The 25,509-nt window shown below is 52.1% G+C and carries 20 protein-coding genes, 2 tRNA genes, 2 rRNA genes and 1 other annotated feature; of the genes, 16 read left to right on the top strand and 8 right to left on the bottom strand.

Annotated elements, in window-relative coordinates; translation table 11 throughout:
* The first annotated feature begins 21 nt into the window (after positions 1-21).
* On the top strand, positions 22-1,626 hold the full coding sequence (gene gshA / locus ACXIZX_RS14465) for a glutamate--cysteine ligase (RefSeq protein ID WP_479404410.1): 1,605 nt from the start codon (positions 22-24) through the stop codon (positions 1,624-1,626).
* 150 nt (positions 1,627-1,776) lie between these two features.
* Positions 1,777-2,292: an S-ribosylhomocysteine lyase gene (gene luxS, locus ACXIZX_RS14460; protein WP_007893307.1), complete on the top strand. Its 516-nt coding sequence runs from the start codon at positions 1,777-1,779 to the stop codon at positions 2,290-2,292.
* Positions 2,293-2,345: 53 nt separating this feature from the next.
* Here the strand turns inward: luxS and ACXIZX_RS14455 are convergent, their stop codons facing one another.
* Both ACXIZX_RS14455 and ACXIZX_RS14450 read right to left on the bottom strand, forming a co-directional pair.
* On the bottom strand, positions 2,346-3,632 hold the full coding sequence (locus tag ACXIZX_RS14455; RefSeq protein WP_008108991.1) for an HlyC/CorC family transporter: 1,287 nt from the start codon (positions 3,630-3,632) through the stop codon (positions 2,346-2,348).
* A 10-nt stretch (positions 3,633-3,642) separates the two neighbouring features.
* Positions 3,643-4,437 carry a cytochrome C assembly family protein gene (locus ACXIZX_RS14450; RefSeq protein WP_008108993.1) on the bottom strand — a complete coding sequence of 265 codons (795 nt, stop codon included), beginning with the start codon at positions 4,435-4,437 and terminating at the stop codon, positions 3,643-3,645.
* Between the two features lie 167 nt (positions 4,438-4,604).
* On the opposite strand from ACXIZX_RS14450, the gene ffh reads away from it, so the two are divergent.
* The 5 genes from ffh to rplS all read left to right on the top strand — a co-directional run bounded on the left by ffh (position 4,605) and on the right by rplS (position 8,118).
* Positions 4,605-5,966 (top strand): signal recognition particle protein, encoded by a 1,362-nt coding sequence (gene ffh, locus ACXIZX_RS14445; protein WP_008108995.1) that lies wholly within the window; start codon positions 4,605-4,607, stop codon positions 5,964-5,966.
* A gap of 143 nt (positions 5,967-6,109) precedes the next feature.
* Entirely contained in the window at positions 6,110-6,358 is a 249-nt protein-coding gene (gene rpsP / locus ACXIZX_RS14440) for a 30S ribosomal protein S16 (protein WP_007893313.1), read from the top strand.
* Positions 6,359-6,376: 18 nt separating this feature from the next.
* Entirely contained in the window at positions 6,377-6,925 is a 549-nt protein-coding gene (gene rimM, locus ACXIZX_RS14435) for a ribosome maturation factor RimM (RefSeq protein ID WP_008108998.1), read from the top strand.
* 35 nt (positions 6,926-6,960) lie between these two features.
* A complete protein-coding gene (trmD, locus tag ACXIZX_RS14430; RefSeq protein WP_036649673.1) occupies positions 6,961-7,725 on the top strand; it encodes a tRNA (guanosine(37)-N1)-methyltransferase TrmD in 765 nt (254 codons plus the stop codon).
* 42 nt (positions 7,726-7,767) lie between these two features.
* On the top strand, positions 7,768-8,118 hold the full coding sequence (gene rplS / locus ACXIZX_RS14425) for a 50S ribosomal protein L19 (protein WP_007893316.1): 351 nt from the start codon (positions 7,768-7,770) through the stop codon (positions 8,116-8,118).
* A 57-nt stretch (positions 8,119-8,175) separates the two neighbouring features.
* Here the strand turns inward: rplS and ACXIZX_RS14420 are convergent, their stop codons facing one another.
* Positions 8,176-8,697 carry a GNAT family N-acetyltransferase gene (locus tag ACXIZX_RS14420; protein ID WP_179452280.1) on the bottom strand — a complete coding sequence of 174 codons (522 nt, stop codon included), beginning with the start codon at positions 8,695-8,697 and terminating at the stop codon, positions 8,176-8,178.
* 287 nt (positions 8,698-8,984) lie between these two features.
* Here ACXIZX_RS14420 and ACXIZX_RS14415 point away from each other — a divergent pair, with 287 nt between their 5' ends.
* Positions 8,985-10,064 (top strand): 3-deoxy-7-phosphoheptulonate synthase, encoded by a 1,080-nt coding sequence (locus ACXIZX_RS14415; protein WP_061719955.1) that lies wholly within the window; start codon positions 8,985-8,987, stop codon positions 10,062-10,064.
* Positions 10,065-10,070: 6 nt separating this feature from the next.
* Positions 10,071-11,192: a bifunctional chorismate mutase/prephenate dehydrogenase gene (gene tyrA, locus ACXIZX_RS14410; protein WP_479404409.1), complete on the top strand. Its 1,122-nt coding sequence runs from the start codon at positions 10,071-10,073 to the stop codon at positions 11,190-11,192.
* Between the two features lie 33 nt (positions 11,193-11,225).
* Here tyrA and pheA read toward each other — a convergent pair whose 3' ends face one another.
* The 4 genes from pheA to bamD form a co-directional block, all read right to left on the bottom strand.
* Positions 11,226-12,389: a bifunctional chorismate mutase/prephenate dehydratase gene (gene pheA, locus ACXIZX_RS14405; protein WP_479404408.1), complete on the bottom strand. Its 1,164-nt coding sequence runs from the start codon at positions 12,387-12,389 to the stop codon at positions 11,226-11,228.
* Positions 12,390-12,411: 22 nt separating this feature from the next.
* Positions 12,412-12,536, bottom strand: a sequence feature (Phe leader region).
* Positions 12,488-12,535, bottom strand: a complete 48-nt coding sequence (pheL, locus tag ACXIZX_RS14400; RefSeq protein ID WP_100703679.1) for a pheA operon leader peptide PheL — start codon at positions 12,533-12,535, stop codon at positions 12,488-12,490. Its footprint overlaps the feature before it by 48 nt.
* A 96-nt stretch (positions 12,537-12,632) precedes the next feature.
* Positions 12,633-12,959, bottom strand: coding sequence for a ribosome-associated translation inhibitor RaiA (gene raiA, locus ACXIZX_RS14395; RefSeq protein ID WP_008109009.1), 327 nt, complete (start codon positions 12,957-12,959; stop codon positions 12,633-12,635).
* Between the two features lie 277 nt (positions 12,960-13,236).
* Complete coding sequence (bamD, locus tag ACXIZX_RS14390) at positions 13,237-13,977, bottom strand: outer membrane protein assembly factor BamD (RefSeq protein WP_008109011.1); 741 nt, start codon at positions 13,975-13,977, stop codon at positions 13,237-13,239.
* 130 nt (positions 13,978-14,107) lie between these two features.
* On the opposite strand from bamD, the gene rluD reads away from it, so the two are divergent.
* The 3 genes from rluD to clpB all read left to right on the top strand — a co-directional run bounded on the left by rluD (position 14,108) and on the right by clpB (position 18,513).
* Positions 14,108-15,088, top strand: coding sequence for a 23S rRNA pseudouridine(1911/1915/1917) synthase RluD (rluD, locus tag ACXIZX_RS14385; RefSeq protein WP_008109013.1), 981 nt, complete (start codon positions 14,108-14,110; stop codon positions 15,086-15,088).
* Complete coding sequence (gene yfiH, locus ACXIZX_RS14380; RefSeq protein WP_179452282.1) at positions 15,085-15,813, top strand: purine nucleoside phosphorylase YfiH; 729 nt, start codon at positions 15,085-15,087, stop codon at positions 15,811-15,813. The genes rluD and yfiH overlap by 4 nt, the downstream gene beginning before the upstream one ends.
* A 126-nt stretch (positions 15,814-15,939) precedes the next feature.
* On the top strand, positions 15,940-18,513 hold the full coding sequence (gene clpB / locus ACXIZX_RS14375) for an ATP-dependent chaperone ClpB (RefSeq protein ID WP_179452283.1): 2,574 nt from the start codon (positions 15,940-15,942) through the stop codon (positions 18,511-18,513).
* Between the two features lie 43 nt (positions 18,514-18,556).
* Here the strand turns inward: clpB and ACXIZX_RS14370 are convergent, their stop codons facing one another.
* A complete protein-coding gene (locus tag ACXIZX_RS14370; RefSeq protein WP_479404402.1) occupies positions 18,557-19,885 on the bottom strand; it encodes an IS4 family transposase in 1,329 nt (442 codons plus the stop codon).
* Positions 19,886-20,422: 537 nt separating this feature from the next.
* Between ACXIZX_RS14370 and ACXIZX_RS14365 the strand changes: the two genes are divergently transcribed.
* From ACXIZX_RS14365 to ACXIZX_RS14350, 4 genes are all read left to right on the top strand, one after another.
* Positions 20,423-21,962 (top strand): 16S ribosomal RNA (locus ACXIZX_RS14365).
* Positions 21,963-22,035: 73 nt separating this feature from the next.
* Positions 22,036-22,112: transfer RNA gene (locus tag ACXIZX_RS14360), tRNA-Ile, on the top strand.
* A gap of 148 nt (positions 22,113-22,260) precedes the next feature.
* Positions 22,261-22,336 (top strand) — tRNA-Ala (locus ACXIZX_RS14355).
* A gap of 200 nt (positions 22,337-22,536) precedes the next feature.
* Positions 22,537-25,442: ribosomal RNA gene (locus ACXIZX_RS14350) — 23S ribosomal RNA — on the top strand.
* The 16S and 23S rRNA genes sit together here with 2 tRNA genes alongside, the layout of an rRNA operon.
* The last annotated feature ends 67 nt before the right edge of the window (positions 25,443-25,509 follow it).

Here is a 25,509-nt window from a genome sequence, read left to right as displayed (position 1 = left end):
TTCGAGGCTACGGTTAACATTATGCTGAACAAAAATAAATTATTCACACAGCGGGAGGTTAATGTGATCCCGGACGTATCTAAGGCACTTTCCTGGCTGGAAGCGCATCCTGACGCGTTAAAGGGTATCGGCCGTGGTATTGAGCGCGAATCGTTACGCGTAAAACCCGATGGTCACCTGGCAACCACAGGACATCCTGAGTCACTCGGTTCGGCGCTTAAGCATGATTGGATTACCACCGATTTCGCTGAAACGCTGATGGAGTTCATCACACCGGTCGATCAGAGCATCGATCGTTCACTGGCGTTTCTGCGCGATATTCACCGCCATGTGGCGCGTGAGTTGGGCGATGAGCGCTTGTGGCCTTTCAGCATGCCTGGCTTCATTGATGATGTTAATAGCATCGAGCTGGCGCAGTATGGCAGCTCCAACATCGGCAAAATGAAAACGCTGTATCGTCAGGGGCTGAAGAATCGCTATAGCGCGCTGATGCAGATTATCTCTGGCGTGCACTACAACTTCTCGCTGCCGCTGTCGTTCTGGCAGGAGTGGGCGGATGTGAAAGATGCCGAAAGCGGCAAAGAGACCATCTCTGCCGGCTATCTGCGTTTGATTCGCAACTACTATCGCTTTGGCTGGGTCATTCCTTATCTGTTCGGTGCATCGCCAGCGATCTGCTCCTCATTCCTGCAAGGGCGTGACAGCAATCTGCCGTTTGAAACCGACGGCAAAGGCACGCTGTGGCTGCCTCACGCCACCTCGCTGCGCCTGAGTGACCTCGGTTACACCAATAAATCGCAGAGCGGGTTGGGCATCACCTTTAACTCGCTGGAAGGCTACGTTGCGGCACTGAAAGCGGCGATCAAAACGCCGTCGGAAGAGTATGCCGCCATGGGCACCAAAGATGCCGATGGCAACTGGTTGCAGCTGAACACCAACGTGCTGCAGATTGAAAACGAGCTGTATGCACCAATTCGTCCGAAACGCGTAACGCGTTCAGGCGAGGCACCTTCTGATGCGCTGCTGCGCGGCGGGATTGAATACATTGAAGTGCGTTCGCTGGACATCAACCCATTCTCCGCGATTGGCGTGGATGCCGATCAGGCGCGTTTCCTCGATCTGTTCCTGATTTGGTGTACGCTGGCTGACGCGCCGGAAATGAGCGCGGATGAGCTGTTGTGTACGCGTAAAAACTGGAACCGCGTGGTGATGGAAGGGCGTAAACCCGGCCAGGTCATTGCTGTGGGTTGTAGCGAAACCGAACATACGCTGGTTGAAGTGGGCAAAGCGCTGTTTGCCGATCTGCGTCGCGTGGCGGAAGTGCTCGACAGTAATCACGGCAACACGCAATATCAACAGGTTTGCGATCAACTGGTGGCATCTTTCGACGATCCTGAGCTAACCTATTCGGCGCGCATTCTGCATGCGATCAAAGAAAACGGTTTGACCGGCGCTGGCGTGGCATTGGCAGAGCAATATCGTCATCTGCTGTGTGAAGAGTCGTTAGAGATTCTGACTGAAGAGGACTTTAGTCGTCAGGCATTGGAGTCGGTGCAGGCACAAGAGAAGCTGGAACAGAGCGATACGCTGGATTTCGAAAGTTACCTCGCGGGTCGCGAAGGCTAGAAAAGAAAATGGCCACATCAATGTGGCCAAAATAAACATCTCTGTTGTCAGGGATGATGATAACAAATGCGCGTCTTTCATATATTCAGACGCTGGACGAACAGAAAAGTTTCATCGTTTTAAAAAAAATCTCAAAACAGGAGGTGACGTATGCCACTACTGGATAGTTTTACTGTTGATCACACCATCATGGGCGCACCTGCAGTACGCGTAGCAAAAACCATGAAAACTCCGCATGGCGATACCATCACCGTTTTCGACCTGCGTTTTTGCCGTCCGAATATTGAAATTCTGACTGAGCGTGGCATTCATACGCTGGAGCACCTGTTTGCTGGCTTCATGCGTAATCACCTGAATGGTGACGGCGTTGAAATCGTCGACATCTCTCCGATGGGTTGCCGTACTGGCTTCTACATGAGTTTGATTGGTACGCCTGACGAGCAGCGTGTAGCGAAAGCCTGGAAAGGCGCGATGGAAGATGTTCTGAAAGTTAAAGAGCAGGGCCAGATTCCAGAGCTGAACGAATATCAGTGCGGCAGCTACAAACTGCACTCACTGGATGAAGCGCAGCAGATCGCGCGCAATGTGCTGGCTCACGACATCGGCGTGAACCGCAACGAAGATTTGAAGCTGCCAGCTGAAAAGCTGAAAGAGCTGCACATCTAGTTAAGACACAATGAAAAACGCCGCGATTATCGCGGCGTTTTTGTTTGCAGGCTTCAGGAGCCGATGGAGGATTTTAGTGCGTGGTGCGGCGTGATGCGCACCTGCTTCACCATGTTGTCCTGCACATCGAGGATATCGATATCGTAGGCACCAAGGGTAACGCGGGTATCAACCAGCGGAATCTCTTCCAGTGCTTCCAGCAGCATGCCATTAATGGTGCGCGCATCCTCTTCCGGCAGCGTCCAGTTGAAGGCTTTGTTGATTTCACGCACATTGGCGCTGCCTTCAATCAATACCGAACCATCATTTTGCGGCATCACTTCTTCGGCCAGCGATGGCGACATTGAGGTGGTGAAATCGCCGACGATCTCTTCCAGAATATCTTCGATCGTTACTAAGCCTTTAACATCGCCATATTCATCAACCACCATGCCGACTTTCTTTTTATTACGCTGAAATTTAACCAGCTGCACGTTAAGCGGCGTGCCTTCCGGTACATAGTAAATTTCATCAGCAGCACGCAGCAGGCGATCTTTGTTGAACTCTTTCTTTTCGGTCATCATGCGCCAGGCTTCACGCACACGCAGCATACCAACACAGTCATCCAGAGAATCGCGGAACAGGACGATGCGTCCATGCGGCGAATGACTCAGCTGGCGCTCAATGGATTTCCAGTCATCATTGACGTTGATGCCAACGATCTCATTGCGCGGCACCATGATGTCATCCACGCTGACTTTCTCCAGATCGAGCACTGACAGCAGCATGTCCTGATTACGGCGCGACATCAGCGAACGTGATTCATGCACGATGGTGCGCAACTCTTCTTTGCTTAACGCCGAGTTGATTGAACCGTCGGTTTTAATGCCCACCATGCGCATCAAAATGCGGGTGATGGTATTGAGCAGCCACACCAGCGGCAACATCACATACTGCAGCGGAGCCAGTAACACGCTGCTGGGATAGGCCACTTTTTCTGGATAGAGCGCTGCGACCGTTTTCGGCAGCACTTCAGCAAATACCAGCACCACAAAAGTCAGAATACCGGTGGCAATCGCCACGCCGGCATCGCCATACAGGCGCATACCGACAATAGTGCCAAGAGCGGAGGCGAGGATATTAACGAGGTTGTTGCCGATTAAAACCAGGCTGATCAGGCGATCGGGACGACGCAGAAGTTTTTCCACCCGACGCGCGCCGCGATTACCGCTTTTGGCTTTATGGCGCAGTTTGTAACGATTGAGCGTCATCATGCCGGTCTCTGAACCGGAGAAATACGCAGAGACCAGCACCATGATGACCAGCGTAATGATCAACGTGGTGGTTGAAACGTGTTCCAACACAAAATCCTTAGTGAGAGGTGAGCAGGTGCTGAAGAACGCGGCTGCCGAAATAGGCCATGGTTAGCAGCAATGCGCCGCCACAGTTAAACCACACGACGCGGCGTCCGCGCCAGCCTTCACGATAGTGTCCCCAAAGCAGAACGATGTAGACAAACCAGGCAATGATGGAGAGAACCGCTTTATCCACATTCTCAGCGCTAAACAGGTTATGCATGAAGAGCAAACCGGTGCACAGCACCAGCGTCAACAGCACGACACCAATTTGCGTGATGTGGAACATTTTGCGCTCAATGCTGAGCAGCGGCGGCATATCCTGAGTGAAAGCCAGTTTCTTATTTTTCAACTGGTAATCGATCCACGCCAGCTGCAGCGCATACAGTGCCGCAATGATCAGCGTGGCATAGGCAAACAGCGACAGGCCGATGTGCACCATCATGCCCGGTGTGGTTTCCAGATGCGTAATAAAGGCATTCGGCACAAAGGTGGCAAAGGCCAGATTTATCAACGCAAAGCTGTAAACAATGGGTAGCAGCAGCCAACCACGATTACGCGAGGCGACAATCGTCATGATGGCGCAGATCAGCAGGCTAACCAGCGAGCCGATATTGAGCAGGCTGAGGTTTTGCCCGTTATCAACAGCAAAAATGCGCTGCTGCAGGGCAACGGCGTGCGCAATCAGCGCCACGCAGGCAGAAAGCACAGCAAAACGACGCCAGCCACCGTTGCGTTTAAGCAGGCTGGGAATGATCAATGCAAGACTGAGGGAGTAGGCGAACAGCGCCACGATCGCGAAAACGAACATAGATCCTTTCAGGTATCGGTCAGATAAGGAAAAAAGCAGTATAGCGCCAGCAGCAGCAGGCTCCAAACGATCTGACGGTCAATTGCAGAGATCGCTTCGTCTTCGTGTTATAATCCGCCGCATTGTGTCGCCTATGGCGGCCTCGCTACGGTTCTAAGTGAGAGAGCATGTTTGATAATTTAACCGATCGTTTGTCGCAAACCCTGCGCAATATCAGCGGCCGCGGAAGGCTGACCGAAGACAACATCAAAGACACGCTGCGTGAAGTTCGCATGGCGCTGCTGGAAGCTGACGTTGCGCTGCCGGTGGTGCGTGAATTTATTAATCGCGTGAAAGAGGCCGCCGTTGGCCACGATGTGAACAAAAGCCTGACGCCAGGCCAGGAGTTCATCAAAATCGTGCGCAATGAACTGGTTGCGGCGATGGGCGCTGAAAATAATGCGCTCAATCTGAATGCTCAGCCGCCAGCCGTGGTGCTGATGGCCGGTTTGCAAGGTGCCGGTAAAACTACCAGCGTGGCAAAACTGGGTAAATTCTTGCGCGAGAAGCACAAGAAGAAAGTGTTGGTGGTTTCTGCTGACGTTTATCGCCCAGCGGCGATCAAACAGCTGGAAACCCTGGCTGAGCAGGTCGGCGTTGATTTCTGTCCGTCAGATCTGAGTCAAAAGCCGGTCGACATTGTTCAGAACGCGCTGAAACAAGCCAAAGTCCAATTCTACGATGTGCTGCTGGTGGATACCGCCGGTCGTTTACACGTCGATGAAGCGATGATGGACGAAATCAAACAGGTACACGCCGCGATCAATCCGGTGGAAACGCTGTTTGTGGTCGATGCCATGACCGGTCAGGATGCCGCCAACACCGCGAAAGCCTTCAACGAAGCGCTGCCGCTGACCGGTGTGATCCTGACGAAAGTCGATGGTGATGCGCGCGGTGGTGCGGCGCTGTCGATTCGTCACATCACCGGCAAGCCAATCAAATTTATGGGGATGGGCGAGAAGACCGAAGCGCTGGAAGCTTTCTATCCAGAGCGTATCGCGTCGCGCATTCTTGGCATGGGCGATGTTCTGTCGCTGATCGAAGATATTGAGAGCAAAGTTGACCGCGATCAGGCGGAGAAACTGGCGAAGAAACTGAAAACCGGCGACGGTTTTGATCTCAACGACTTCCTTGAGCAGTTGAAGCAGATGCGCAACATGGGCGGCATGGCGAGCCTGATGGGCAAACTGCCGGGCATGGGACAGCTGCCAGACAACGTGAAATCACAGATGGATGACAAAGTGCTGGTTCGCATGGAAGCCATCATCAATTCGATGACGCGTAAAGAGCGTGAAAAGCCAGAAATTATCAAGGGTTCGCGCAAACGTCGTATTGCGCTGGGCTCAGGCATGCAGGTGCAGGACGTCAACCGACTGCTGAAACAGTTCGATGATATGCAGCGCATGATGAAGAAAATGAAGAAAGGCGGCATGGCCAAAATGATGCGTGGCATGAAAGGTATGATGCCGCCTGGATTCCCTGGTCGCTAAGGCGGCCGCACAGAAAGCCGGTTATTTGACACACTCAGGTTGCTTTTTGCGCCAAAATGAGTAAAATTTTCGGGCTTTTTATATCGCGCTCGGGCCCCGTTCCTCGATGGGGCCCGAGCGCTTTATTAACTAATGAGGATGTTATGGTAACAATTCGTTTGGCACGTCACGGCGCTAAAAAGCGTCCGTTCTATCAGGTCGTCGTAACTGACAGCCGCAATGCTCGTAACGGTCGTTTCATCGAGCGCGTAGGTTTCTTCAACCCGATCGCTTCTGGTCAGGCTGAAGGTCTGCGTCTGGATCTGGACCGTATTGAGCACTGGGTTGGCCAGGGCGCAACGCTTTCTGATCGCGTTAACGCGCTGATCAAAGAAGCAAAGAAAGCAGCTTAATCTGTCACGGTGGTGAGCATGAGCATTAAACCTGCCGGGCAGCCTCCCGTTAACCCGATTGTATTGGGAAAAATGGGCGCGGCTTACGGAATTCGGGGTTGGCTCAAAGTGTTTTCCTCCACTGAAGACGCTGAAAGCATCTTCGACTACCAACCTTGGTTCATCCAGCGCGCCGGTAAATGGCAGCAGGTCGAACTCGAGGGCTGGAAGCACCACAATCAGGACCTGATCATCAAAGTCAAAGGCATTGACGATCGGGACGCTGCGGCACAGTTGACCAATTGCGAAATTACGGTCGACTCCACGCAGCTGCCAGCGCTGGAAGCAGGCGATTACTACTGGAAAGACCTTATGGGTATGAAAGTAGTGAACCTCGAAGGCTACGAGATGGGCAAAGTCATTGATTTGATGGAAACCGGATCGAACGACGTTCTCGTCGTTAAGGCAAACCTGAAGGATGCATTCGGTGCGCAAGAGCGGTTAATTCCGTTTCTTGATGAACAGGTTATCAAGAAAGTCGATCTCTCTACTGGCCTTATTGAAGTAGATTGGGATCCTGGTTTTTGATCTCCGGACAATCCGGTAACGTAACGGCGAACGCGATGTGGATTGGTGTTATTAGCCTGTTTCCAGAGATGTTTCGCGCTATTACCGAGTACGGGGTAACTGGCCGGGCAGTAAAAAATGGCCTGCTCGACATTCAAAGCTGGAGTCCTCGTGACTTCACGCATGACCGGCACCGTACCGTGGACGATCGTCCTTACGGCGGCGGACCGGGAATGTTGATGATGGTGCAACCCTTACGGGACGCCATCTCCGCAGCGAAAGCGGCGGCGGGAGAAGGCGCTAAGGTGATTTATCTTTCACCTCAGGGACGCAAACTGGACCAACAGGGCGTTTGCGAACTGGCGACCAATCAGAAGTTGATTCTGGTATGCGGTCGCTATGAAGGGATAGATGAGCGCGTGATTCACACAGAGATTGATGAAGAATGGTCAATCGGTGATTACGTTCTCAGTGGCGGTGAGCTGCCAGCCATGACGTTGATTGACTCGGTCGCCCGGTTTATTCCCGGCGTACTGGGGAAACAGGCGTCAGCCGATGAGGATTCGTTCTCGGATGGTTTGCTGGATTGCCCGCACTACACCCGACCTGAAGTGTTAGAAGGGATGGAAGTTCCGCCAGTTTTACTGTCGGGCAACCATGCCGATATTCGCCGCTGGCGCCTGAAACAGTCGTTAGGCCGTACCTGGCTAAGAAGACCTGAACTTCTGGAAAACCTGGCTCTGACTGAAGAGCAAGCACGGTTGCTAAATGAGTTCCAGCGTGAACATCAGCAGCAACAAAACGATGAGGCGGGAGAGTAATCTTCCCTCACTATCAGTTTACCCAGGATAAGAGATTTAATTATGAGCAACATTATCAAGCAACTTGAACAAGAGCAGATGAAGCAGGACGTACCTTCATTCCGTCCGGGTGATTCCGTGGAAGTGAAAGTATGGGTCGTAGAAGGTTCTAAGAAGCGTCTGCAGGCATTCGAGGGCGTGGTTATCGCTATTCGTAACCGCGGTCTGCATTCTGCATTCACTGTTCGTAAGATTTCTAACGGCGAAGGTGTTGAGCGTGTCTTCCAGACTCACTCTCCAGTAATTGACAGCATTGCTGTTAAACGTCGTGGTGCTGTACGTAAAGCCAAACTGTATTACCTGCGTGAGCGTACCGGTAAGTCAGCTCGTATCAAAGAGCGTCTTGGCGCGTAAGCGACTTCTCAAAGTTAATAGCAAACAAGGGGTTGGCCATTTGGCCAGCCCCTTTTTTTATGAGCGCTTTAAATGATAGATTGCGCCATTCACCGCTCCGCTCTCCAGAATGATCAGCCCAAAGCAATAATCAACCAATGTGAAGCCGCAGCGTAAGGCAACCGCGCGACTGGCTTGATTCTCTTCTGCTGCCAGAATCTCCAGCTGATTGATACGTGGATATTGGAAGCCAAATTCGACCAACTGCACCACCGCACGCGTCGCAACGCCTTGCCGCTGAGCATCGCTGCGCACCCAATACCCTAATGTACTGCTTTCGTCCGGATTCTTTGCGAAACGAATACCGGCGCTTCCCAGCAACCGATCGTTGCCATCCACAATAGCGAACTCTTCCGCCTCGCCTTTACTGCGTTGAATGCGCGTGAAATCGATCCAGCTGGCCGCTTCATCGGGATGATAACTATCGTGAGCCCAAGCCATCCAGGGTTTTAACGTACCTAGCGATTCGTTGACGGCTTGAGTGAATGCATCGATATCCTGCAACGTGAAAGGGCGCAGTGTGACAAGCGAAATGGACATCGCACGATCCCTGAAAAATAATGAATAACAAAATGTTAGCTCGGCTGCTGGCAAAAATCATTAACGGGATTTATTGTTGTGTAATTATTTATTTACATCTTGATGTTTTGGTGGTTTTGTTTAAGTTAATGATATTTATATCTTATATGTGTTTTAAAGTGGTTTTTTATTTTAGTGGTAATAAAAGTGTACATGTGTGGATTGCAAGATGTACAGGGTGTGGTAAAGTAAGCGCCATCCTCACAGAGGATCCCAAACCGCATAAACGAGTAAAAAGGATCGCAATCATGCAAAAAGACGCGCTGAACAATGTGCATATCGCCGACGAACAAATTTTGATTACCCCGCAAGAGCTGAAAGCCAAATTCCCGCTCACTGCGGCGCAGGAAGCGCAAATTGCGTCTTCTCGCCAGACCATTGCCGACATTATTGCGGGCCGCGATCCGCGCCTGTTGGTGGTTTGTGGTCCTTGTTCAATTCACGATACCGAAGCCGCACTTGCCTATGCCCGTCAGTTGCAATCTCTCTCTGCACAGTTGAAGGATCAGCTGTACATCGTTATGCGCGTTTATTTTGAAAAACCTCGAACCACCGTCGGCTGGAAAGGGTTAATCAACGATCCTTACATGAACAACTCGTTTGATATGGAAGCCGGCCTGCATATCGCACGTCAGCTGCTGGTTAATCTCGTCGAGATGGGATTACCGCTGGCGACCGAAGCACTGGATCCAAATAGCCCACAATACCTTGGCGATCTGTTTAGCTGGTCAGCGATCGGTGCGCGTACCACCGAATCACAAACCCACCGTGAAATGGCTTCAGGCCTTTCCATGCCGGTTGGTTTTAAAAATGGTACGGATGGCAGCCTTGGTACCGCGATTAACGCCATGCGCGCCGCTGCAATGCCGCACCGTTTTGTAGGTATCAATCAGGCTGGTCAGGTTTGCTTACTGCAAACCCAGGGCAACCCAGATGGACATGTGATTCTGCGCGGCGGTAAAGCACCAAACTACGGTCCAGAAGATGTCGCTCAGTGTGAAAAAGAGATGCTGAAAGCGGGACTGCGTCCGGCCTTAATGATAGATTGCAGCCATGGTAATTCTAACAAAGACTATCGCCGCCAGCCTGGCGTAGCCGAATCGGCTATCGCGCAGATTAAAGATGGAAACCGTTCCATCATTGGCCTGATGTTGGAAAGCAACATTCATGAAGGCAACCAGTCTTCTGAACAACCACGTAGCGAAATGAAATACGGTGTATCCGTCACTGATGCTTGCATCGACTGGGAAACCACTGAAACGTTGCTGCGTGAAATCCATCAGGATCTGCAGGGAGTGCTGTCGGCGCGTCTGTCACACGAGGTGTAATGAGACATGGTGGCTGAACTGACCGCGCTACGCGATCAAATCGATGAAGTAGATAAAGCACTGCTTGGGTTACTGGCAAAGCGACTGGAGCTGGTAGCCGAAGTAGGGGAAGTTAAAAGCCGCTACGGTTTGCCGATCTATGTTCCCGAGCGTGAGGCCAGCATGTTGGCTTCTCGCCGTCAGGAAGCTGAAGCGCTCGGTGTCTCGCCGGATTTGATTGAAGATGTATTGCGTCGCTTGATGCGTGAATCTTATGCGCATGAAAATGACAAAGGCTTCAAAACACTGTGTCCTACGCTGCGTCCGGTGGTAATAGTGGGTGGCCGCGGCCAGATGGGGCGTCTGTTTGAAAAGATGCTGACACTTTCTGGCTATCAGGTCCGCATTCTGGATAAAGGCGATTGGGAACGTTCGGACGAGCTGCTGAAAGATGCGGGCATGGTGATCATCAGTGTGCCAATCCATCTGACAGAGCAAATTATCGGTGAGCTGCCGAAGTTGCCAGAAGATTGCATTCTGGTCGATCTGGCCTCGGTGAAGAATCGCCCGCTGCAAGCGATGCTAGCCGCGCACACCGGACCGGTTCTGGGCTTGCATCCGATGTTTGGCCCAGACAGCGGCAGCCTGGCGAAGCAGGTTGTGGTGTGGTGCGATGGCCGTCAGCCGGAAGCTTATCAGTGGTTCCTTGAGCAGATTCAGGTTTGGGGCGCGCGGCTGCATCGTATCAGTGCCGTTGAGCATGACCAGAATATGGCGTTTATTCAGGCACTGCGTCACTTTGCGACTTTCGCTTATGGTCTGCATCTGGCGGAAGAGAACGTTAATCTGGATCAGCTGCTGGCGCTATCTTCACCGATCTACCGCCTTGAGCTGGCGATGGTTGGACGTCTGTTCGCACAGGACCCACAGCTTTACGCGGACATCATTATGTCCTCGGAGAGTAATCTGGCGCTGATCAAACGTTATTACCAACGATTTGGCGATGCGATCAAACTGCTCGAGCAGGGCGATAAGCAAGCCTTCATCAATAGCTTCGAGCGCGTTGAACACTGGTTTGGTGATTACGCGAAACGCTTCCTGGTCGAAAGCAGAAGCATGCTGCGATCGGCGAACGATAGCCGGCAGTAAAAACAAAAGGCATCCGTGAGGATGCCTTTTTGCTTAGAGGCGCGGTTCAACCGGCACCACATTCTCGCCTGGATAGCAGCCGAGAACTTTTAATGAACGGGTTAAGCCGCTTAACTCCGTTAACGCCAGCTGCATATTCTCTGATTGCAGATTGCCTTGCACATCAATATAAAACATCTCTTCCCATGGATTGCCGTTGATTGGACGGTTTTCCAGTTTGCTCATGATCAGGCCGTGGTTACGTAATACCATCAGCGCTTCAACCAATGCGCCCGCTTGTTGGCCAGTTGCCATGATCAGCGTAGTTTTTGCCGGAACCTGGCCGGAAACTTCAATCGCTTTACGTGCCAGCACGATGAAGCGCGTATGGTTCTGCTGCTGATTGGCCAGGTTGCGCTCCAGTACCTGCAATCCATACAGCTCACCGCCCGCTTCACTACCTAATGCGGCCACCTTCGGTGAATTCATCGCGGCCACTTTCTCCATTGCTGCGGCGGTGCTTTCGGTGTATTCGATTTTCCATTGCGGGAAGCGATTGATGAATTGGCTGCACTGCTGGAATGGCTGTGGATGGCTATACACCGTTTCGATCTGCTGTAGATCGGTGCTGCCGTTGACCAGCACACAGTGCTCAATCGGAATGGTCAGTTCACCCACAATCGATAGCGAGGTTTGCTGAAGCAGATCGTAAACGTCGTTGATCGAGCCAGAGCTGGTATTTTCGATCGGCATTACTGCGTAATCCGCCTGGCCACTTTCCACCTGATGAATAATGTCATGGAATTTCAGGCAGCCAATCTCCACCATCGAATCAAAATGTCGGGTGGCGTATTTACGCGCGGCAAGATGTGAGTAAGAACCTTTCGGGCCGAGGAATGCAATGCGCGGCGCGTGAGCGTGTGGATGGTTGAGATTCTTTTGCAGCAAGGCTTGCTGGGTAAGAACAGAATCTTCAATCACCAACTGGAACAGGCGGGTAATGTAATGCGCATCAAGCTGATGCTTTTTACCCAGAGAAATCAGGTTTTCCAGCAGCGCGCGTTCACGTTCTACGTCGCGGATAGGGCGATGCGTTGCCAGTTTAGCCTGGGCAACTTCAACAGCCAGTGTGCGACGCTCCGACAAAAGCGCTAACAGTTTTTCATCAACGGCGCTGATTTTATCGCGCAAGGCCAGCAGCGGATTTTCGGGATTCATAGGGCTCACCTGTAAAATGTCCAATAAAAAAGCCTCCCATTTGGGAGGCTTTGTTGTTCGTCTTCGCATTCATTTTCACATGACGAATCGCCTCCCAATCAGGGGAAGGTAAAAAAGAATGCGAAGAAGAACGGCAGATGTTTCATGGTTGTTTCCATAAATGAAGTGGCTTGAGAGTAACCGCAGTGATTTAAAGCTGTCAATAAAAAACGCGCCCGAAGGCGCGTTACTAAAGATGTTTGTTTATTCCGTAGGAAGAAAATCTTTCACACTACTATTGGCGCGACGTGCTTCGGGTTTATGTTGCGCTTTATTAAGTTGTCGCTCCAGCTTAGCAATCAAGTCATTGATGGCCGTGTACATATCATCATGTTTCGCACTGGCAACCAGCGTTCCGTTAGGGGTATTAATAGTGGCATCAGCCACAAACTCCTTCGGCTCTTTCGATAACACAATGTGAGGGTTTATCAGATGTGTTTGCCATTTTTCCAGCTTGGCGAGACGCTCTTCAACGTGGTTACGGATGGCCTCGGTGATTTCCATTTGTTTGCTGGTAATGTTCAGAATCATAGTTAAACCTCTCTGTCATTTCCGTCTGGGTAGGACCAGCATACCGCGGATATTAAGAAAATGTGTGATCTAAATCACATTGAAATGTCACTTTTTGTCAATGCCGCTTAATTGTGAGAAAGGCCGGGAAAGTAGCCGGAAATGCTTGAAGACCAGTGCGGAAGGGCGCATGATTGAATGGATAACCGCAGCGATAAATCTCTAAAATTGTTAAGTTATCTACTAAATGACATAAAAAAAAGCAGCCTCATGGGCTGCTTTTTTGTGGGTGTCATAATCAGGACTGATTATTTGCCGCAATGATTTTTGCTACTTTGTCGGCTTCAGCCGTCAACTGCAGCTGGCGGTAAGCATTTTCCATCAACGGCAGCGCTTCATGCGTCGCCTCAGTATCCGGATAATCCTTCATCATGGTTTCCACGCGGTTAACAACAGCGACATAGGCACCGCGCTTGGTATAGAATTGCGCCACCGAGAGTTCATACTTCGCCAGGCGCTCTTTCAGGAATGCCAAACGTTTCTGCGCATCCGCAGCATATTGGCTGTTTGGATAACCGCGCAGTAATTGCGAGAAGTCACGGAAAGCATCACGAGCGTGCGTCGGATCACGATCGGAACGATCGATACCGAAGAAGCCCTGCAGTGCAGAATCATCCAGCGCCATATCCGTCAGACCTTTCATATAGATGACATAGTCGATATTCGGATGGGTTGGATTGAGACGCATAAAGCGAGATATAGCGGCTTGCGCCAGTGGCAGATCGGCATTTTTGTAATACGCGTAGATCAAATCCAGCTGTACTTGCTGCGAGTAAGGACCAAATGGATAGCGGTTATCCAGTGCTTCCAGTTGCTTAATCGCCGCTTTAAAGTTACCGTCCTGCAGCTTTTGCTGGGCCGTGGCGTAAATTTCAGACGGCGGGCTGTCCGGGACTGGATCTGATGAGCCAGAACAACCCACAAGCGCCAGGCTCAGGCTCAGTGTGGCAGCAGCCACCAGATGTTTCATACGCGTCATGACGAAATGATTATCCTCAAAGTGTTGTAGCAGAAGCTGTCCGTATAGCTCCCAGTTATGACCAGGTACGATAGCACATTATATTAAACGGCATCGCCGTGAAAACCCAACGTTAACGAAGAAGCTGTATATGGCACAACAAGTTCAACTCACCGCAACGGTGTCCGAAGCACAACTTGGACAACGCTTAGATCAGACTTTGGCAGAATTGTTCCCTGATTATTCACGTTCTCGCATAAAAGAATGGATTCTTGAGCGCCGAGTCAGCGTCAACGGCACTATCATCGATAAACCAAAAGAAAAAGTTTTTGGCGGTGAGCATGTCTCGATTGATGCTGAGATCGAAGAAGAGCAACGCTGGGAAGCGCAAAACATCCCGCTGAACATCGTCTATGAAGATGACGACATTCTGGTTATCAACAAACCTCGCGGTTTGGTGGTACATCCCGGCGCCGGTAATCCTGATGGCACGGTGCTTAACGCACTGCTTTATCACTATCCACCGATCGCTGACGTGCCTCGCGCAGGGATTGTTCATCGTCTGGATAAAGATACCACCGGTTTGATGGTGGTCGCGAAAACCGTTCCTGCACAAACTCACTTGGTTGAAACGCTGCAGCTGCGCGAAATCACGCGTGAATATGAAGCGGTAGCGATTGGCACCATGACCGCAGGCGGTACTGTGGATCAGCCAATGGCGCGCCACTCAACTAAACGCACACACATGGCGGTGCACCCGATGGGTAAACCGGCCACCACGCACTATCGCATCATGGAGCACTTCCGTGCCCATACGCGTTTGCGTTTACGCCTCGAAACCGGTCGTACGCATCAGATTCGTGTACATATGGCGCATATCAACCATCCGCTGGTGGGCGATCCGCTGTACGGAGGCCGTCCGCGTCCGCCAAAAGGTGCATCAGAAGCGTTCATCACTACGCTACGTGGTTTTGATCGCCAGGCGCTGCATGCCACGATGTTACGTCTCTATCACCCCATTACCGGTATTGAGATGGAATGGCATGCGCCATTGCCGCAGGATATGGTCGATTTAATTGATGCGCTGAAAGCCGATACCCTTGAATTCCGCGATCAGATGGATTGGCTATGAGTGAATGGATCATCCCGGATTGGCCTGCGCCGCAGCATGTTCGGGCATGTTCCACCACGCGATACGGCGGCGTCAGCGCTGCCCCCTGGGATTCGTTGAATCTTGGTGGGCACGTTGGCGACGCTGAAGCGCATGTTGCGCAGAATCGTCAACATTTAGTTGAGCAACTGGCGCTACCTGCAATGCCGCAATGGCTGGATCAGATTCATGGCCAAGTGGTTGCACGTTTACCCGCCAGCGCTCCGCTACCACGCGCAGATGCCGCCATCACCCGTGAAAGCGGGGTTGTTTGCGCAGTGATGACGGCGGATTGTTTGCCGGTGCTGTTTTGTAGCAAGGATGGTAGTGAAGTCGCTGCAGCGCACGCGGGTTGGCGTGGTCTCTGTAATGGCGTGCTGGAACAGACGTTGTCACAGTTTCACTGCTCGCCACATGACATTCATGCATGGCTTGGTCCGGCGATTGGGCCACAGGTATTTGAAGTTGGTCCGGAAGTCAGAACGGCATTTATGGCGCATGATTCCAAAGCGGAAGAAGCTTTCCGCCCGGTTGGTAACAAATACTTCGGGGATATTTGGCTGCTGGCTCGTCAGCGGTTACAAGCGGCCGGCGTACATTCCATCAGTGGTTCTACGCGTTGTACCTTCCAGGAGCGCGATGATTTTTTCTCCTACCGACGCGACGGAATCACCGGGCGTATGGCAACTTTGATTTGGCTGAGATAACCTTACTCCACAAGACGGTCCAGTTAGCGTATTTTTTGCTCACAACTCAGGTCATTAACCTTGAAAAATTTGAGGGATGACCTCATTTAATCTCCAGTAGCATTTTGACCTGTAATGGGAGGAATTATGCGTCTGGATCGTCTTACTAATAAATTTCAACTGGCACTTGCCGATGCACAGTCCCTTGCTCTGGGACATGACAATCAATTCATTGAACCCCTTCATTTGATGAGCGCATTGCTCAATCAGGAAGGCGGATCGGTGCGTCCGTTGCTCAGCGCAGCGGGTGCCGATGTGGCTGGCCTGCGTACCAGCATTGAACAAGCGATTAATCGACTACCGCAGGTTGAAGGGACCGATGGCGATGTACAGCCATCCGCCGATCTGATTCGGGTACTTAACTTGTGCGACAAGCTGGCGCAAAAGCGCGGCGACAACTTTATATCATCTGAATTATTTGTATTGGCGGCCCTCGATTCACGTGGTTCGCTGGCTGATCTTTTGAAATCAGTTGGCGCGACGTCGGAAAAACTCTCTAAGGCCATCGAGCAATTACGGGGAGGAGACAGCGTGAACGATCAAGGGGCTGAAGATCAGCGTCAGGCGTTAAAAAAATACACCATCGACCTTACAGAGCGTGCCGAACTCGGCAAGCTGGATCCGGTGATTGGTCGTGATGAAGAAATCCGCCGCACCATTCAGGTGTTGCAGCGTCGTACCAAAAATAACCCGGTACTGATTGGTGAACCCGGCGTCGGTAAAACGGCTATCGCCGAAGGTTTAGCGCAGCGCATCATCAATGGTGAAGTGCCGGAAGGGCTGAAAGGCCGTCGCGTGCTGGCGCTGGATATGGGATCGCTGGTCGCGGGCGCCAAATATCGTGGTGAATTTGAAGAGCGCCTCAAAGGCGTGCTTAGCGACCTGGCGAAGCAGGAAGGCAACGTCATTCTGTTTATCGACGAACTGCATACCATGGTTGGCGCCGGTAAAGCCGATGGTGCAATGGATGCGGGCAACATGCTGAAACCAGCATTGGCTCGCGGTGAGTTGCACTGTGTCGGCGCAACCACGCTGAATGAGTATCGTCAGTTCATTGAGAAAGATGCGGCGTTGGAACGTCGTTTCCAGAAAGTCTTTGTTGCTGAGCCGAGTGTGGAAGATACCATCGCGATTCTGCGCGGACTGAAAGAACGCTATGAACTGCACCACCATGTGCAGATCACCGATCCGGCGATTGTGGCTGCGGCGACTTTGTCGCACCGTTATATCTCTGATCGCCAGCTGCCGGATAAGGCCATCGACCTGATAGACGAAGCAGCTTCAAGTATTCGTTTACAGATGGATTCGAAGCCAGAATCACTCGATCGCCTTGAGCGCCGTATCATCCAGTTAAAACTGGAGCAGCAGGCGCTGAAGAAAGAGTCTGATGATGCCAGCGTGAAGCGTCTGGAAATGCTGGAAAGCGAACTTGGCCAGAAAGAGCGTGAATATGCTGAGCTGGAAGAAGAGTGGAAAGCAGAAAAAGCCTCTTTAACTGGCACGCAGAACATCAAAGCAGAGCTGGAACAAGCGCGCCTGACTATGGAGCAAGCACGTCGCGTTGGCGACCTGGGTCAGATGTCTGAACTGCAGTACGGAAAAATTCCGGAACTTGAGAAACAGTTAGCCATTGCTACGCAGTCTGAAGGCAAAACCATGAAGCTGTTACGTAATCGCGTAACGGATGTGGAGATTGCCGATGTGCTGGCGCGTTGGACCGGAATTCCTGTAGCACGCATGATGGAAGGTGAACGTGATAAGTTGCTGCGTATGGAGCAAGAGCTGCACTCACGGGTTATCGGTCAGAACGAAGCGGTAGAAGCGGTTTCGAATGCGATTCGTCGTAGCCGCGCCGGCTTGTCGGATCCGAATCGTCCAATTGGTTCCTTCCTGTTCCTTGGACCAACGGGTGTCGGTAAAACCGAATTGTGTAAAGCGCTGGCTAACTTCCTGTTCGACAGCGATGACGCGATGGTGCGTATTGATATGTCCGAGTTTATGGAAAAACACTCGGTATCACGGCTGGTGGGTGCGCCTCCGGGATATGTCGGCTATGAAGAGGGCGGTTATCTGACTGAAGCGGTGCGTCGTCGTCCTTATTCAGTGATTTTATTGGATGAGGTTGAGAAGGCGCATCCTGATGTCTTCAATATCCTGTTGCAGGTGCTGGATGATGGTCGCTTAACCGATGGACAGGGTCGCACGGTCGATTTCCGTAATACCGTGGTGATCATGACTTCCAACCTTGGCTCCGATCTTATTCAGGAACGTTTCGGTTCTCTGGATTACGCGGAAATGAAAGAGGTGGTGATGACGGTTGTGGGGCAGCATTTCCGCCCAGAGTTTATCAACCGTATCGATGACATGGTGGTGTTCCACCCATTGGGCGAAAAACACATTGCTTCCATTGCGCAGATTCAGTTACAACGTTTGTATAAACGTCTTGAGGAGCGCGGCTATCAGCTGCATATCTCCGATGAGGCGCTCAAACTGCTCGGCGAGAATGGCTATGACCCGGTTTATGGTGCGCGTCCATTGAAACGTGCTATCCAGCAGCAGATTGAAAATCCGCTGGCACAGCAGATTCTTTCTGGTGCCTTGGTTCCGGGAAAAACCATCGAAATGGATGTAAAAGATGATGTGATAGTTGCTCATCAGTAATCACTTCCGATTAAAACGGGCCTGCGGGCCTAATGCCAGTCAGTTAAGCCTGACTGGCATTTCTTCTTTTGGCTGTCGGGTACTTCCAGGGCCTCTCTTTCACCACTCTCGGGAACGACCTCTCCCGTCGCCCCGGCAGTTTGACTATCTGCGCTATCGCGTCCACATTTTTCACCAGTTCCGGGATCCGCCCCGGTGACGCGCCCTCAAGCGTCCAGAGCAGCTTCATTACCCAGGCCGCAGACTCGCTGAAGCTCAGCTGACTAGGCCAGTATCCCTTAAGCGTCGACGCCATTTTTATCATCTGATATCTCACCAGATTATACGCAAGCAGCACGCCCCACAGCTCCTGACGCACCATCTCCGGTTTTTTGCTGCGCAGCGTCAGCCGGTTATCCTGCAGCCCCTGCTTGAATTCCCGATATCCCAGCTCTATCTCCCAGCGATGGCTGTACAGGTCCGCTATCTCTTTCCCCGGATAGCGCATCGCATCCGTCATCGACGTCAGGAACCGCCACGTCTTTCCTTTAATTTCCCGGCTGATAAGCCTCATCACTGCATATTCCGCCAGATGAGGCCACTTCTTCCGCGCCTGAGGGGACGTTTTAACACGGATGAGCGCATCTCCTTTTCCCAGGCGGCGTACCTCTTCGTACTGCAGGTCTTTGCGGGCTGCTATCATCCAGTGACGGTTTTCCCCCGCCTGATGCCAGGCGCTGAGCAGGCCGAACGAGGTATAGCCCTTGTCGAACAGCGTCAGGCTGTTGTCGGGGACGCGTGGGATAAGCCCTTCCGCCAGTATCATTTCGTTCTCATTCTGGCAGCCCATCACGGCGCCGCCGATAAGATGGCTGGTCAGCTCCATCAGGCAGACCACGCGTACCTGCGGATAGGGCGATGCACCGGCAACCGTTTTTGTGCGGGCGATAGCCTTTTCATTATCCGGCGTTTCCTGCGTGCGCCAGACGACGCCGTCAACCGCGTGAAGCGTCAGCCCACACCAGTCAGGATGCGTGGTCTGCGCGTGCCAGAGGTCGCTGCTTTGTTCGAAGACACGCCTGACGGCATCGTCTCCCAGGCGCTGCCGGGCCTGCACCACGGCGCTGGGCGCAACAAAAGGCCGGTTTCCCGGCAACAGAATATCAAGGCGATTCACGATGGCGTGCAGGGGCTCTTTGCGCTCAAGCGCCATGCCGATAAAGCACCAGACCATCATATCGGTGGTAAGACGGCGCTTGCGAAGGGTAACGGAGCCTGACTCCTGAATGCAGCGGGCGATCAGTTCGGGCTCAAGGACATCCGCGAGTGTAGTGAGTGGGTTACGCAGAGAATCGTAGCAAGAGACAATATCAAAGGCCTGACGGAGCTGCATAAAAAAATCCGGAAACGAAACGTTCCCGGATTCTTACACAGCCACTGGATCGTTCAACTGATCCTTAACTGATCGGCATTAGGCCTGCGGGCCCGTTTTTTTTGACCTTATCACAAGAATTAGCTGCTTTTTACAACGTATAGCCTGGAAAGTGAGCGGTTGCGCGAAAACTTCAAATTAGCACTTGTCAGCTGAAAGGAACTCCCTATAATGCGCCACCACTGAGACGGCAAAGCGGCAACGCAGACGGCTCAGCAGGGAGTGAAGAAATTCATCCCGCCGGATGAAAACGCTGAAAAAAGTGTTTGACTCCGAAAGAGGAAAGCGTAATATACGCCACCTCGCGACAGACGGTTCAGCCGCTGTTCGCAACGCTCTTTAACAATTTATCAGACAATCTGTGTGGGCACTCGCAGGATTGATATCAGCGTCTCCGGACGTAAAAAATATCAAAGCCTCACGAGTGAACACATAATGAAATTCATTATGACGTTTTACAGATGAGCATCGCTGAACTTGTTTCAGCAAATCAAACTTAAATTGAAGAGTTTGATCATGGCTCAGATTGAACGCTGGCGGCAGGCCTAACACATGCAAGTCGAACGGTAGCACAGAGAGCTTGCTCTCGGGTGACGAGTGGCGGACGGGTGAGTAATGTCTGGGAAACTGCCCGATGGAGGGGGATAACTACTGGAAACGGTAGCTAATACCGCATAACGTCGCAAGACCAAAGTGGGGGACCTTCGGGCCTCACACCATCGGATGTGCCCAGATGGGATTAGCTAGTAGGTGGGGTAATGGCTCACCTAGGCGACGATCCCTAGCTGGTCTGAGAGGATGACCAGCCACACTGGAACTGAGACACGGTCCAGACTCCTACGGGAGGCAGCAGTGGGGAATATTGCACAATGGGCGCAAGCCTGATGCAGCCATGCCGCGTGTATGAAGAAGGCCTTCGGGTTGTAAAGTACTTTCAGCGGGGAGGAAGGCGGTGGAGTTAATAACTTCACCGATTGACGTTACCCGCAGAAGAAGCACCGGCTAACTCCGTGCCAGCAGCCGCGGTAATACGGAGGGTGCAAGCGTTAATCGGAATTACTGGGCGTAAAGCGCACGCAGGCGGTCTGTCAAGTCGGATGTGAAATCCCCGGGCTTAACCTGGGAACTGCATTCGAAACTGGCAGGCTAGAGTCTTGTAGAGGGGGGTAGAATTCCAGGTGTAGCGGTGAAATGCGTAGAGATCTGGAGGAATACCGGTGGCGAAGGCGGCCCCCTGGACAAAGACTGACGCTCAGGTGCGAAAGCGTGGGGAGCAAACAGGATTAGATACCCTGGTAGTCCACGCCGTAAACGATGTCGACTTGGAGGTTGTTCCCTTGAGGAGTGGCTTCCGGAGCTAACGCGTTAAGTCGACCGCCTGGGGAGTACGGCCGCAAGGTTAAAACTCAAATGAATTGACGGGGGCCCGCACAAGCGGTGGAGCATGTGGTTTAATTCGATGCAACGCGAAGAACCTTACCTACTCTTGACATCCAGAGAACTTAGCAGAGATGCTTTGGTGCCTTAGGGAACTCTGAGACAGGTGCTGCATGGCTGTCGTCAGCTCGTGTTGTGAAATGTTGGGTTAAGTCCCGCAACGAGCGCAACCCTTATCCTTTGTTGCCAGCGGTTCGGCCGGGAACTCAAAGGAGACTGCCAGTGATAAACTGGAGGAAGGTGGGGATGACGTCAAGTCATCATGGCCCTTACGAGTAGGGCTACACACGTGCTACAATGGCGCATACAAAGAGAAGCGACCTCGCGAGAGCAAGCGGACCTCATAAAGTGCGTCGTAGTCCGGATCGGAGTCTGCAACTCGACTCCGTGAAGTCGGAATCGCTAGTAATCGTAGATCAGAATGCTACGGTGAATACGTTCCCGGGCCTTGTACACACCGCCCGTCACACCATGGGAGTGGGTTGCAAAAGAAGTAGGTAGCTTAACCTTCGGGAGGGCGCTTACCACTTTGTGATTCATGACTGGGGTGAAGTCGTAACAAGGTAACCGTAGGGGAACCTGCGGTTGGATCACCTCCTTACCTGAAGATACCTTCCCGCATAGTGCTCACACAGATTGTCTGATAGAAAGTAACGAGCAGAAAAAACCTCTACAGGCTTGTAGCTCAGGTGGTTAGAGCGCACCCCTGATAAGGGTGAGGTCGGTGGTTCAAGTCCACTCAGGCCTACCAAATTTCTTCTCATGCTGCGTTAAAGCGCCGCTCGTATAGTGAACTATACGTCGTGACACTTTGCCTTGCCTGAGACGAAATTAGCATTCTTCGTGAGAAAAATGTGACTCCTGGTGAGTGGTAGTAGTGGTCTCTGCAGTAACTGTATGGGGCTATAGCTCAGCTGGGAGAGCGCCTGCCTTGCACGCAGGAGGTCAGCGGTTCGATCCCGCTTAGCTCCACCATTACAGTGACTCAAAACAATACTTCAGAGCGTACCGGAAACGGTGTGCTGCGAAGTATTATGCTCTTTAACAATCCGGAACAAGCTGAAAATTGAAACGACGTGTTGGTTCATTTCTCCGTAATAGGAAATGAATAACAACATGTTCGAGTCTCTCAATGCCTGCAGTCTGCAGCGTTGCAAAACGCCTGTGGGTTGTGAGGTTAAGCGACTAAGCGTACACGGTGGATGCCCTGGCAGTCAGAGGCGATGAAGGACGTGCTAATCTGCGTAAAGCGTCGGTAAGGTGATATGAACCGCTACAGCCGACGATGTCCGAATGGGGAAACCCGGTGCACTCAGTGCATCATCGCAACATGAATACATAGTGTTGCGAGGCGAACCTGGGGAACTGAAACATCTAAGTACCCAGAGGAAAAGAAATCAACCGAGATTCCCCCAGTAGCGGCGAGCGAACGGGGAACAGCCCAGAACCTGAATCAGTTTGTGCGTTAGTGGAAGCGTCTGGAAAGTCGCGCGATACCGGGTGATAGCCCCGTACACGAAAGTGCACATACTGTGAGTTCGAAGAGTAGGGCGGGACACGTGGTATCCTGTCTGAATATGGGGGGACCATCCTCCAAGGCTAAATACTCCTGACTGACCGATAGTGAACCAGTACCGTGAGGGAAAGGCGAAAAGAACCCCGGCGAGGGGAGTGAAACAGAACCTGAAACCGTGTACGTACAAGCAGTGGGAGCCTCATTTATGGGGTGACTGCGTACCTTTTGTATAATGGGTCAGCGACTTATATTCTGTAGCAAGGTTAACCGTATAGGGGAGCCGCAGGGAAACCGAGTCTTAACTGGGCGTTAAGTTGCAGGGTATAGACCCGAAACCCGGTGATCTAGCCATGGGCAGGTTGAAGGTTGGGTAACACTAACTGGAGGACCGAACCGACTAATGTTGAAAAATTAGCGGATGACTTGTGGCTGGGGGTGAAAGGCCAATCAAACCGGGAGATAGCTGGTTCTCCCCGAAAGCTATTTAGGTAGCGCCTCGTGAACTCATCTTCGGGGGTAGAGCACTGTTTCGGCTAGGGGGCCATCCCGGCTTACCAACCCGATGCAAACTGCGAATACCGAAGAATGTTATCACGGGAGACACACGGCGGGTGCTAACGTCCGTCGTGAAGAGGGAAACAACCCAGACCGCCAGCTAAGGTCCCAAAGTCATGGTTAAGTGGGAAACGATGTGGGAAGGCACAGACAGCCAGGATGTTGGCTTAGAAGCAGCCATCATTTAAAGAAAGCGTAATAGCTCACTGGTCGAGTCGGCCTGCGCGGAAGATGTAACGGGGCTAAACCATGCACCGAAGCTGCGGCAGCGACGCTTAGGCGTTGTTGGGTAGGGGAGCGTTCTGTAAGCCGTTGAAGGTGTCCTGTGAGGGGTGCTGGAGGTATCAGAAGTGCGAATGCTGACATAAGTAACGATAAAGCGGGTGAAAAGCCCGCTCGCCGGAAGACCAAGGGTTCCTGTTCAACGTTAATCGGAGCAGGGTGAGTCGACCCCTAAGGCGAGGCTGAAAAGCGTAGTCGATGGGAAGCAGGTTAATATTCCTGCACTTGGTGTTACTGCGAAGGGGGGACGGAGAAGGCTAGGTTATCCGGGCGACGGTTGTCCCGGTTTAAGCGTGTAGGCTGATATCTTTGGTAAATCCGGGATATCTTAAGGCTGAGGCGTGATGACGAGCCACCACGGTGGTGAAGTAACTGATGCCCTGCTTCCAGGAAAAGCCTCTAAGCTCCAGGTAACACGAAATCGTACCCCAAACCGACACAGGTGGTCAGGTAGAGAATACCAAGGCGCTTGAGAGAACTCGGGTGAAGGAACTAGGCAAAATGGTGCCGTAACTTCGGGAGAAGGCACGCTGTCATCAGGTGAAGTCCCTCGCGGATGGAGCCGAAGGCAGTCGAAGATACCAGCTGGCTGCAACTGTTTATTAAAAACACAGCACTGTGCAAACACGAAAGTGGACGTATACGGTGTGACGCCTGCCCGGTGCCGGAAGGTTAATTGATGGGGTTATCCGCAAGGAGAAGCTCTTGATCGAAGCCCCGGTAAACGGCGGCCGTAACTATAACGGTCCTAAGGTAGCGAAATTCCTTGTCGGGTAAGTTCCGACCTGCACGAATGGCGTAATGATGGCCAGGCTGTCTCCACCCGAGACTCAGTGAAATTGAAATCGCTGTGAAGATGCAGTGTACCCGCGGCAAGACGGAAAGACCCCGTGAACCTTTACTATAGCTTGACACTGAACATTGAGCCTTGATGTGTAGGATAGGTGGGAGGCTTTGAAGCGTGGACGCCAGTCTGCGTGGAGCCAACCTTGAAATACCACCCTTTAATGTTTGATGTTCTAACGTAGGCCCGTAATCCGGGCTGCGGACAGTGTCTGGTGGGTAGTTTGACTGGGGCGGTCTCCTCCCAAAGAGTAACGGAGGAGCACGAAGGTTGGCTAATCCTGGTCGGACATCAGGAGGTTAGTGCAATGGCATAAGCCAGCTTGACTGCGAGAGTGACGGCTCGAGCAGGTGCGAAAGCAGGTCATAGTGATCCGGTGGTTCTGAATGGAAGGGCCATCGCTCAACGGATAAAAGGTACTCCGGGGATAACAGGCTGATACCGCCCAAGAGTTCATATCGACGGCGGTGTTTGGCACCTCGATGTCGGCTCATCACATCCTGGGGCTGAAGTAGGTCCCAAGGGTACGGCTGTTCGCCGTTTAAAGTGGTACGCGAGCTGGGTTTAGAACGTCGTGAGACAGTTCGGTCCCTATCTGCCGTGGGCGCTGGAGAATTGAGGGGGGTTGCTCCTAGTACGAGAGGACCGGAGTGAACGCACCACTGGTGTTCGGGTTGTCATGCCAATGGCATTGCCCGGTAGCTAAGTGCGGAAAAGATAAGTGCTGAAAGCATCTAAGCACGAAACTTGCCCCGAGATGAGTTCTCCCTGACTCCTTGAGAGTCCTGAAGGGACGTTGAAGACTACGACGTTGATAGGCCGGATGTGTAAGCGCAGCGATGCGTTGAGCTAACCGGTACTAATGACCCGTGAGGCTTAACCTTACAACGCCAGAGGCGTTTTGGTCTGAGAGACCGGATATTTTCAGCTTGTTTACGGATTAAAGAATCA

This window comes from Candidatus Pantoea symbiotica (assembly GCF_056491525.1).
This window is presented reverse-complemented; position numbering and strand designations above follow the sequence as displayed.